The sequence below is a fragment of the Necropsobacter massiliensis genome, from assembly GCF_000827595.2.
Classification (GTDB): domain Bacteria; phylum Pseudomonadota; class Gammaproteobacteria; order Enterobacterales; family Pasteurellaceae; genus Necropsobacter; species Necropsobacter massiliensis.
In genome coordinates this window covers 403,874-414,463 of record NZ_LN776183.1, presented here as the reverse complement: position 1 = coordinate 414,463, position 10,590 = coordinate 403,874, and the positions used below count along the sequence as shown (strand labels likewise).

Below are 10,590 nucleotides of genomic sequence, written 5' to 3'. Positions count from 1 at the left end.
GTTAAGGAGCATATATGCAGAATAATCAAATTTATATTACCTTTGGGCTTTATCTGGTTATCATTCTGGGCATCGGCATTTACGCGTATCGCTCAACCACCAACTTCGACGATTATATCCTTGGCGGACGAAAAATGGGCAGTTTTGTTACGGCGATGTCTGCCGGCGCGTCGGACATGTCGGGTTGGCTGTTGATGGGATTACCGGGCGCCATTTTTCTTTCCGGGTTGTCGGAGGCTTGGATCGCCATCGGTTTAACTATCGGTGCATATATGAATTATCGTGTTGTTGCCGGGCGGTTGCGTATTTTCACTGAAAATTATGCCAATGCGCTGACCTTGCCCGAATTTTTCGCACAGCGCTTTCCGCGCCAGAAGAAAGCGCTAAAAATTATTTCTTCTGCGATTATCCTGTTTTTCTTTACCATTTACTGCGCATCCGGCGTAGTGGCGGGGGGGGAACTATTCCAAAGCCTGTTAGGGCTGGAATATGCCACCGCACTTTGGTTCGGCGCGCTGGCGACGATCATTTATACCTTTATCGGCGGTTATCTGGCGGTCTCTTGGAGTGATACTATTCAGGCAACCTTAATGATCTTCGCTTTGCTGCTCGCACCGGTCATGGTGCTGATAAACCTGAGCTGGGAAGAAATCAGCATAGCGTTGGAAAACAAATCGACGCTGACGCAAATTCCCTATTCCAACTGGCTGCACAATGTTTCGGGTATCGGTGTCGTTTCCGCCTTAGCTTGGGGATTAGGCTATTTCGGTCAGCCCCATATTCTAGCGCGTTTTATGGCAGCCGATTCCGTACAGTCTTTGGTTAAGGCGCGGCGAATCGGTATCGGCTGGATGTTTTTATGTCTGGGCGGTGCGGTTGCCGTCGGCTATTTCGGGCTCGCCTATTTCACCGCTGGCAATATCGAACTGGAAAATGCGGAATCCGTCTTTATTGAATTGTCGAAACAAATGTTTAATCCTTGGATCGTCGGCATCGTGTTATCCGCTATTCTGGCTGCGATTATGAGTACCCTTTCCGCTCAATTATTGATGTGTTCCGCCGCAATTACGGAAGACTTCTACAAAGGCTTTTTCCGTAAAACCGCTTCCAGCCAGGAATTGGTCTGGGTCGGACGGCTGATGGTGCTAGCCATTGCGGCTATCGCAATGCTCATCGCACAAGATCCGAATTCCAAAGTAATGAGTTTGGTGTCCTACGCCTGGGCGGGCTTTGGTGCGGCGTTTGGTCCGGTGGTTATTTTATCGTTATTTAACCGCAATATCAGCTCTAAAGCCGCACTTTGGGGTATGCTTTCCGGTGCGCTGACCGTTGTGATATGGAGCCCGTTAATGCAATATTGGGGCTGGCAAGATCTGGCTAAATTATATGAAATCATTCCGGGCTTTTTAGTCTGTTCATTTATCACAATTACCTCTTCTGTGTTTGCGCCGGTAAATACACAAGTGGCGGAGAAATTTGATCAGGCGCTGGCGGAATTTAACCGCAGAAGTCAGGCGTAATCGCAGATAAATAAAAATTGCACCTTAATCGGGCGGTTATTTAACCGCACTTTTACGGTGCAATAAGCTAATCGATAATCAAAGTGCGGTGAAAAAACGAGTTAAATTTTTACCGCACTTTCTTTACATAAGAGTATTTAACGGCTGTCGCTTAAATGCGTCGGGTTTGCCAATAGGCTTTTTGCCAATACGGGCTGTTCATGGAAGAGTAAATCACGCCGCCTTTGGTCGAGGCGTGCAGGAATTTATCCTCTTTTACGTAAATACCGACATGGTAACCGTTCGGACCTCGACCGGTTTTGAAAAACACCAAATCACCGGTCTGAATCTCGCTCTTGCTGATTTTGGTACCGTAATTTGCCTGCTCTCTAGTCGAACGCGGTAAGCGGATACCGAAACGATCGAGAAACGTGGTTTGCACAAAGCCTGAACAGTCTACGCCGTTGCGGCTTTGTCCGCCCAGCATATAAGGCGTACCCGCCCATTCGTACTGCTGCTCGCTTAATAATGCGATGACCATAATCGGATCGTCTAACTGACCTTTGTAATCAATGGAAGAATAACGGGGTGTCGAACCCGAACAAGCAGCTAGAAAGACAATGCAGCTTGTTATTAACCCTGTTTTAACTAAACGCATTGAGTTTTCCCTCTATACAACATAATGAAAAGCTATCCGCAAATGCCGGATAGCTTGTGACAGGAGATTAGTTTTTCGGTTTGGTTTTTTCCACTCTGCTACGCAGTTTCTGACCGGGTTTGAACACCACGACCCGGCGCGCAGAAACGGGAACGCTTTCGCCGGTTTTCGGATTACGTCCGGGACGTGAGGATTTATCCCTCAGCTCAAAATTACCGAAACCGGATAATTTGACATCCCGCCCGTTTTCTAATGCCAGACGAATTTCCTCAAAAAAACATTCAACCAATTCTTTGGCATCGCGTTTGTTTAAATTGTGTTTCTCAATTAAGCTGTCTGCGAGTTCTACTTTGGTCAGTGTCATAATCTAATCTCTCAAGTAAGCGTTAAAGCGTTGTTTCAGCTCGGATAATATAACAGAAATCACCGCATTGATATCTTTTTCTTCCAGCGTTTTTTCCGTGTCTTGGATTGTCAGACTGATGGCCAGACTTTTCTTCCCTTCCGGTAAATTAGAACCCTGATAAACATCAAATAAACCGACATTCATCAATTGTTTTCCGCCTGCGTTACGGCACGCATCCAAGATCTCGCCAGCCGGAATATCGCTGTCCAACACAACGGCAATATCGCGTTTATTGGCAGGAAAACGGGAAATTTCTTTCGCATTCGGCACATTACGTTCCGCAATTGCCGCCCATTCGATTTCAAACACAATCGGTTTACCGGATAATCCCAGCTGCTGTACAATTTTCGGATGCACAGTTCCGATAAAGCCGATTTCCTTATCGTCCAGCATAATGGCGGCCGATTGCCCCGGATGAAGCGCCGGATATGATTTTGCAACAAAACGCAAGCGATTTCCAGCCTTTGTTAAGGATAAAATTCGCTCTAAATCCCCTTTCAGATCAAAGAAATCTGCATTTTCGCCTTTATGCTCCCAATGTACGGGGCGTTTATCGCCGACAATCGCCGCGCTAAGCATAAATTCCTGACGAACACCGCACGGTGCCGCCGCATCAGGAATAAAACGCAAGCCGCCTTCAAAAATACGAATCCGGCTTTGCTGGCGGTTTTGGTTATAAGCAACTGTTGTCAATAAACCCGGCAACAGTGATACCCGCATCGCGGACATTTCACGCGAAATCGGATTTGGCAGCATCAACGCTTCCTGCTGCGGATACAATAATTGCTGAACATCAGGATCAACAAAGCTGTACGAAACGATTTCCTGATAATCGCTATCTACAAACGCAGTACGCACACGAATCAGCTCGAGCAAATGTTCCGGAATCATTTTCATTTGCAGATGTGCCAGCGGTGCATGATTCGGAATACTGTTATAACCGTAAATCCGCGCCACCTCTTCAATTAAATCTTCTTCAATTTCAATATCAAAACGCCAGCTGGCGGATGTTACGCGCCAAACGTCTGCCGCATAGCTGACCTCAAACCCTAAACGACGGAAAATGTCGGTTACGGTATCCGTTTCAATATGATGACCTAATAATGCATCCAATTTGTGACGACGTAACTGAACCTGTTTCACTTTCGGTAAATGTTCATCGCTCACCGCCTCGCAAATTTCACCGGCTTCACCACCACAGATTTGCAATACCAGTGCTGTAGCCCGTTCCATGGCATTACGTTGCAGCGCAAAATCCACGCCGCGTTCAAAACGGTGTGACGCATCGGTATGCAAACCATATTGTCTGGCCCGACCGGTGATGGCAAGCGGGGCAAAAAACGCCGATTCAAGAATAATATCTTTGGTTTCGCCGTTAACACCACTGGCTTCGCCGCCGAAAATACCCGCCATTGCCAACGGACCTTTCTGATCGGCAATCACTAGGGTGTTGGCTTGCAGCTTGGCGGTAGTACCGTCCAATAAAACTAATTCCTCCCCTTCCCGCGCCATACGTACTTGCACAGGTTGGCTGACTCGCGCGGCATCAAAAGCGTGCATTGGTTGTCCGAGTTCAAGCAGAATATAGTTGGTAATATCCACAATCGGATCGATTGAACGAATATCACAGCGGCGCAGTTTTTCTTTCATCCAAACCGGTGTTTGCGCCTTCACATTGACATTTTTAATAACACGCAGTAAATAACGAGGGCAGGCGTTTGGCGCAGACACATCAATGGCGACTTTATCCGTGATGCTGGCTTCAACCGGTTCAATGTGCGGCGTATTAACCGACATACGGTTCAACACCCCGATTTCACGCGCAATGCCGGCAATACTCAGGCAATCGGCACGATTGGGCGTGAGGCTGATTTCAACGGTGTTGTCGTCCAGTTTCAAATAGTCCCGCAAATTCGCCCCAATCGGCGCATCGGCAGGTAATTCTATAATACCGCTGTGATCATCGGAAATACCCAATTCGTTATAGGAGCACAGCATGCCTTCGGAAGGCTGACCGCGCAGTGTTGTTTTTTTAATTTTAAAATTACCAGGCAACAGCGCACCTTCGATGGCACAAGCGACTTTTAATCCCTGACGGCAGTTCGGTGCGCCGCACACAATATCCAATAACGTCGCACCGCCGACATCCACTTTGGTGACGCGCAATTTGTCCGCGTCTGGATGCGCTGCACATTCCACCACTTCGCCAACCACAACCCCGGTAAATGTACCGGCAACATTATCCACGCCGTCAACTTCGAGTCCCAACATGGTGATTTGTTCGCATAACTGTTCCGTGTCGATTACCGGGTTTACCCATTCACGCACCCATAATTCGCTAAATTTCATAATCTTTCTCTGTCCGATTCGTTACATTACCAAGGCATATCTTATTGTTGCCTGTCATCTCATTATTTAAACTGTTTCAAAAAACGTAGGTCGTTTTCAAAGAACGAACGTAAATCCGTTACATTGTAACGCAACATGGTTAACCGTTCGACTCCCATGCCGACCGCAAACCCGGCATATTCTTCCGGATCAATGCCCACATTGCGCAACACGTTCGGATGCACCATGCCGCAGCCTAACACTTCCAGCCATTTGCCGTTTTTGCCTTTTACATCTACTTCGGCGGAAGGTTCGGTAAATGGGAAATAAGACGGACGGAAACGTACTTCCAGATCCTCTTCAAAAAAGGCGCGCAGAAAGTCATGCAACAAGCCTTTTAGTTCGGTAAAGTTCGCATTTTTATCCACATAAAGCAATTCAATCTGGTGGAACATCGGGGTATGCGTTTGATCATAGTCGTTGCGATATACCCGCCCCGGCGCCATAATCCGAATCGGCGGCTGCTGTTTTTCCATAGTGCGGATTTGCACGCCGGAAGTCTGGGTTCTTAACAGACGTTGTGCGTCAAACCAGAATGTATCGTGATCGGCGCGCGCCGGGTGGTGCGCCGGAATATTCAGGGCATCAAAATTATAGTAATCGGTTTCCACTTCCGGACCGGTTTCCACGGTAAATCCCAGATTGGCAAAAAATTTGATTACCCGCTCAATAGTGATGGAAACCGGGTGCAGACCACCCAGCTCGGTTTTACGCCCCGGCAAGCTAACATCAATCCGCTCCTGCGCCAGTTGTGCATCCAATGCTTCCTGCTCCCATTGGGCTTTCTTCGCGTTAAACGCGTCCAGCACTTTTTGCTTCGCCTCGTTAATCTTTGCGCCGATTGCCGGGCGTTCTTCTGCCGCCACATCGCGCAGCCCTTGCATTAACTGGGTAAAATGTCCTTTTTTACCGAAATATTCCACCCGAATCGCATCCAGTGCATCCAGACTTTTATCGTGCAGCTCGTCGATCGCCTTTTTCGCCTGCTCCGTAATTTCTTTAAGGTTTTGCATACCTATCCTCTGTTGCTTTAAATAATTCAAAAAATGCTGTCAATGATAATACTAACATGTTAAAAAATCACGCCTTTATTCGTGGTTTCGGCGATTATTTGGTTTTTTGCGCGCAGATCGCCTCCCGCACTGAATTTTTATTAAAAAATGCACCGCACTTTGGCATAAGACGCAATACAATCTCTTCGCCTTGATAAATGAAGTTCAAGGCATAGGCATGCAAATAAGTGCGGTCGGATTTTTCTGCCTTTCCGCCATACAGCTCATCGCCTAGAATCGGGCTGCCGAGGCTTTTCATCGCTACCCGCAGCTGATGGGTTCTGCCGGTTTGCGGCGATAACACAAACAGTCGCAAATTCGCCTCACAGCTGACTGAAACAAAGCGGGTGATCGCGGGATTTTCGCGTTGCCGGGTGAGTTTCCACGCGCCGCCTCTCGCCTTTGCCATATCGCCGGCAATAACGCCTTGTTTTTTCTTCGGTTTATGCACAGATAATGCAAGATACGTTTTTTGAATGGCATGTTGCGCAAATAGGTGGGATAATTGCGCGGCGGACTGTTCATTTAAAGCCAATATCAATAAGCCTGAGGTGACTTTATCCAAACGGTGTACCAGCCAGACTCGCGGCAGCCGGAGCTGACGCGCAACGATTGTAGTCAGACCGATGGCATTGTTATCTTTGTGTACGCTGACACCACAGGGTTTATTTATAATGATAAAATCCGGATGGGTGTAAACTATTTCAATAGGTTGCATAGTGATTAAATAAAGTGCGGTTAAAAAATAATGCGTTTTTCCATTGAGCAAATTATACCATACATTATCCCCGCTATAATTTGGGTGCTGACCATTTCCATTACACTGCGGTTGATCATTAAAAAACAATCGGTCTCCGCCACCTTGTCTTGGCTGATGGTGATTTATTTGGTGCCGGTGGTCGGTATTCTCGCTTATTTGATTTTCGGTGAAATTAATCTCGGCACTCGGCGGGCAAAGGCGTTTCGCAGCCAATTGCCGAAATTCAACTGCTGGTTTGATAATCTCGCTCAGTGCCACAATCTTATCAATACTCGCAATACCCTGCTTTATCGCCCGCTGTTCGATCTGGCGAAAAAACGGCTGCATATTCCCTGTGTGCTGGGTAATGAATTGCATATTCTGGATACGCCAGCAAGCATTATCAACAGCATTATCCGCGATATTGATGCCGCCACGCAGACTATCAATATGGTGTTTTATATCTGGTCTGACGGAGGACTGATCAATCAGGTGCAAACCGCACTGATTAACGCCCGCCGCCGCGGCGTGGCAATCCGAATTCTGCTCGACAGCGTAGGCAGCCGCAGTTTTCTGAAAAGCCATAGCTGTAAAATCATGCGGGATAACGGCATTGAAATCACCGAAGCGCTGCATGTGAATTTATTGCGTATGTTTCTCAGCCGGATTGATTTACGCCAGCACCGCAAAATTATTGTGATCGATAATCAATTGTCCTATACCGGCAGTATGAATATGGTTGACCCCAAATATTTCAAACAAGACAGTCATGTGGGCGAATGGGTTGATATTATGGTACGTATCAACGGTCCGGTGTCGCCGGTGCTCAACAGCCTACATGCGTGGGACTGGGAAATTGAAACCGAACGCGAATTACCGTTGGCGTTGCCCGACTGTCCGCTGCTGCCAATAGACAACGACAATTCCCATGCAGTGCAAATTTTGGCGACCGGTCCGGGCTTTCCTGATGATTTGATGGCACAATCACTGTCCCTTGCGATTTTCTCCGCACGGAAAAGTATCACTATCACATCACCTTATTTCGTACCCAGCCACAGTATCGCCGAGGCATTACAGATCGCCGCGCTACGTGGTGTAGAAGTCACACTGATTTTACCGCAGAAAAACGATTCGGTAATGGTCGGCTGGGCGAGCCGCACTTTTTTTGACGATCTGATGGCAGCCGGGGTCAAAATCTATAAATTCAACAAAGGATTACTGCACACCAAAAGCATATTGATCGATAATCGGCTAGCACTGGTCGGGACGGTAAACATGGATATGCGCAGTTTTCTGCTCAATTTTGAAGTCACGATGGTGGTGGAAGATCTGGCTTTTGCCAACGAAATCACATTATTACAAGAAAATTATCTGAACAATTCCACTCAATTGGATTATGCAAAATGGAAAACTCGCCCGGTTCATCACCGCATTATTGAGCGCCTGTTTTTCCTGTTCAGCCCGCTGCTGTAAGGGCATATGACCAAAAACAGCGGACGGTATCTCAACCGCCCGTTATTTTTTCACAGCATTGCCAGAAAATCGGCAACGGTATGAAAAGAACCGAATATCAGTACCAGATCGTTTTCCTGCGCATTTGCTAGCGCACGTTGCACGCCTTGCGCCACATTATTTGCGCTTTCGCCCGCCGCGGATTGATGCACCAACCCTGCCGTTTGTTGCAGAGTCGCAAATAATGCCTCGCCGGATTGCCCGCGCTCACCGTCTAGCCCTACGCAGTACCAATAATCAATCAACGGTAACAACGGCGTCAGCACTCCGACGGCATCTTTATCTTTCAAAATGCCGCACACTGCGATTATTTTACCGTCGTTCTGCCCTTTAAGTGCGGTCAGTTTTTCGGCTAAATAGCGTGCGGCATGAGGATTATGTCCGACGTCAATGATCACGCGCGGCAACCTCTCAACCGGTTTTCCAAGGCATCGCCCCAGCGCCGTGCGTTTTTCCACCGACAAGGTTTGAAAGCGTCCGGTTAACGCCACTTGCTGCAATGCTTGACGAATATGCTGCAGCGTAATAACAAAAGGTAAATATTGAATAGCAGCCAGTGCGGTCGCGGCGTTGGCGAGCGGAATTTGCGCAAACGGCAGATTTTCCCACCGCACTTTTTCATTCTGCCAATCCCAAGTTTCACCTTGCAGCGTAAACCGCCAGTCCTGATCGCGGCAGGCTAACGGGCAACCCAGCTTATGCGCCTGTTCCAGCATGGATGCCGGAATATCCGGTTCGCCGATCACCACCGGTTTGCCGGCACGAAAAATACCGGCTTTTTCAAACCCGATTTGTTCGCGCGTCGAACCGAGGAAATCCGTGTGATCGATATCAACGCTGGTAATCAACGCAATATCGCTGTCCACCACATTGGTCGCATCCAAACGCCCGCCCAGTCCAACTTCCAGAATAACCGCGTCCAATTTTGCCTGTTTGAATAAATACAACGCGGCCAATGTGCTGAATTCAAAATACGTTAACGATTGAGTTTTATGCCGCTCAATAAAAGCAAACGCGCGGCAATGGGCGTCATCATCCAGCTCACAGTTTTGGATCAGCACCCGTTCGTTATAACGCAGCAAATGCGGTGACGAATACACCCCGACACGATACCCTGCGTTCAGCAACAGTGTTTCCAGCAAACGGCAGGTCGTGCCTTTGCCATTGGTGCCACCGACGGTGATCACAAAAGGCGCCGGAGTCAATAAATCCAACGCCTGCGCCACCGCGGCAACCCGCTCCAGTCCCAAATCAATCGCCTTAGTATGGCTATGTTCTAAATAAGAAAGCCACTCCTGAAGGGACGAAGTGGCTTTTAACGGTTTACTTGAATTATTCATGGGTTGCAACAAGAGTTTCCGTTTCTGCTACTAATAATTCAGATTCAGGCTCAATAAAAGGCGACGGTTTATTACTTAGTTTGCCTAATAAACTTGCCAGAGTTTCACGCATATCGGCCCGTTTTACAATCATATCAATTGCGCCTTTTTCCAGCAGAAATTCCGAACGCTGGAAACCTTCCGGCAATTTTTCGCGAACGGTTTGTTCAATCACTCGCGGACCGGCAAAACCGATCAATGCCTTGGGTTCTGCGATATTAATATCGCCCAGCATGGCAAAACTGGCGGAAACACCGCCCAAAGTCGGATCGGTTAACACTGAAATGAAAGGCACCCCCTGCTCCCGCATTTTTGCCAACACCGCGCTGGTTTTTGCCATTTGCATCAATGAAATTAGCGCCTCTTGCATCCGCGCACCGCCACTTGCGGAAAAACAAATAAACGGACAATGCTCCTCCATGGCTTTTTCCGCCGCTTTAACGAATTTTGCGCCGACTACCGAGCCCATGGAACCGCCCATAAAACTGAAATTCGACGCTGCCGCCACAACCGGCATGCCGTATAAGGTACCAAACACGGAAATCAACGCATCTTTTTCCCCGGTGTCTTTTTGCGCCGCAGAAAGACGGTCTTTATATTTTTTCAAATCTTTGAATTTCAGCACATCTTTCGGTTCCAGATCTGAGGCAATTTCCTGCACGCTGTCTTTATCCAGCAACGCCAGCAGACGCTCGCGCGCATCGATTCGCATGTGGTGCCCGCATTTCGGACAAACTTCCAGATTGCGTTTTAATTCGTCACGATATAACACCTGTTCGCAAGCGGTACATTTCGTCCACACGCCCTCGGGGACATTGGCTCTACGCGATGATGAGGCGGTGTTTTTACTAAAAATTCTATCAATCCAGCTCATAGTTAACCTTTTTTATCAATGAGAAAATTCCGGCTATTACACCATAATTCAGCCTAATATGCCAGCGCTAAAGGTCTGATGTG

Annotated in this window: 9 protein-coding genes; 2 read left to right on the top strand and 7 right to left on the bottom strand. The window is 47.9% G+C overall.

Annotation, left to right across the window (positions count from 1 at the left end; genetic code table 11):
* Window positions 1–14 precede the first annotated feature (14 nt).
* Window positions 15–1,520, top strand: a complete 1,506-nt coding sequence (gene putP, locus BN3349_RS05800; RefSeq protein ID WP_040976393.1) for a sodium/proline symporter PutP — start codon at window positions 15–17, stop codon at window positions 1,518–1,520.
* 151 nt (window positions 1,521–1,671) lie between these two features.
* Here the strand turns inward: putP and BN3349_RS05795 are convergent, their stop codons facing one another.
* The 5 genes from BN3349_RS05795 to BN3349_RS05775 all read right to left on the bottom strand — a co-directional run bounded on the left by BN3349_RS05795 (window position 1,672) and on the right by BN3349_RS05775 (window position 6,721).
* Window positions 1,672–2,157: an NlpC/P60 family protein gene (locus BN3349_RS05795; RefSeq protein WP_040976392.1), complete on the bottom strand. Its 486-nt coding sequence runs from the start codon at window positions 2,155–2,157 to the stop codon at window positions 1,672–1,674.
* 67 nt (window positions 2,158–2,224) lie between these two features.
* Window positions 2,225–2,521, bottom strand: coding sequence for an integration host factor subunit alpha (locus tag BN3349_RS05790; RefSeq protein WP_040976391.1), 297 nt, complete (start codon window positions 2,519–2,521; stop codon window positions 2,225–2,227).
* Between the two features lie 3 nt (window positions 2,522–2,524).
* Window positions 2,525–4,912, bottom strand: a complete 2,388-nt coding sequence (pheT, locus tag BN3349_RS05785; protein ID WP_040976390.1) for a phenylalanine--tRNA ligase subunit beta — start codon at window positions 4,910–4,912, stop codon at window positions 2,525–2,527.
* Window positions 4,913–4,974: 62 nt separating this feature from the next.
* Entirely contained in the window at window positions 4,975–5,964 is a 990-nt protein-coding gene (pheS, locus tag BN3349_RS05780; protein WP_032109007.1) for a phenylalanine--tRNA ligase subunit alpha, read from the bottom strand.
* 94 nt (window positions 5,965–6,058) lie between these two features.
* Window positions 6,059–6,721 (bottom strand): TIGR01621 family pseudouridine synthase, encoded by a 663-nt coding sequence (locus tag BN3349_RS05775; RefSeq protein WP_040976389.1) that lies wholly within the window; start codon window positions 6,719–6,721, stop codon window positions 6,059–6,061.
* Between the two features lie 30 nt (window positions 6,722–6,751).
* Between BN3349_RS05775 and cls the strand changes: the two genes are divergently transcribed.
* Window positions 6,752–8,215 carry a cardiolipin synthase gene (gene cls, locus BN3349_RS05770; RefSeq protein ID WP_040976388.1) on the top strand — a complete coding sequence of 488 codons (1,464 nt, stop codon included), beginning with the start codon at window positions 6,752–6,754 and terminating at the stop codon, window positions 8,213–8,215.
* Window positions 8,216–8,265: 50 nt separating this feature from the next.
* Here the strand turns inward: cls and folC are convergent, their stop codons facing one another.
* Both folC and accD read right to left on the bottom strand, forming a co-directional pair.
* Window positions 8,266–9,594 carry a bifunctional tetrahydrofolate synthase/dihydrofolate synthase gene (folC, locus tag BN3349_RS05765; RefSeq protein ID WP_040976387.1) on the bottom strand — a complete coding sequence of 443 codons (1,329 nt, stop codon included), beginning with the start codon at window positions 9,592–9,594 and terminating at the stop codon, window positions 8,266–8,268.
* Window positions 9,587–10,507, bottom strand: a complete 921-nt coding sequence (gene accD, locus BN3349_RS05760; protein WP_040976386.1) for an acetyl-CoA carboxylase, carboxyltransferase subunit beta — start codon at window positions 10,505–10,507, stop codon at window positions 9,587–9,589. Before accD ends, folC begins: the two co-directional genes overlap by 8 nt.
* Window positions 10,508–10,590 lie beyond the last annotated feature (83 nt).

Excerpts from the sequence above, each read along its gene's own strand:
- putP (WP_040976393.1), top strand. The coding sequence starts at position 15 with ATGCAGAATAATCAAATTTATATTACCTTTGGGCTTTATCTGGTTATC.
- BN3349_RS05795 (WP_040976392.1), bottom strand. The coding sequence starts at position 2,157 with ATGCGTTTAGTTAAAACAGGGTTAATAACAAGCTGCATTGTCTTTCTA.
- BN3349_RS05790 (WP_040976391.1), bottom strand. The coding sequence starts at position 2,521 with ATGACACTGACCAAAGTAGAACTCGCAGACAGCTTAATTGAGAAACAC.
- pheT (WP_040976390.1), bottom strand. The coding sequence starts at position 4,912 with ATGAAATTTAGCGAATTATGGGTGCGTGAATGGGTAAACCCGGTAATC.
- pheS (WP_032109007.1), bottom strand. The coding sequence starts at position 5,964 with ATGCAAAACCTTAAAGAAATTACGGAGCAGGCGAAAAAGGCGATCGAC.
- BN3349_RS05775 (WP_040976389.1), bottom strand. The coding sequence starts at position 6,721 with ATGCAACCTATTGAAATAGTTTACACCCATCCGGATTTTATCATTATA.
- cls (WP_040976388.1), top strand. The coding sequence starts at position 6,752 with ATGCGTTTTTCCATTGAGCAAATTATACCATACATTATCCCCGCTATA.
- folC (WP_040976387.1), bottom strand. The coding sequence starts at position 9,594 with ATGAATAATTCAAGTAAACCGTTAAAAGCCACTTCGTCCCTTCAGGAG.
- accD (WP_040976386.1), bottom strand. The coding sequence starts at position 10,507 with ATGAGCTGGATTGATAGAATTTTTAGTAAAAACACCGCCTCATCATCG.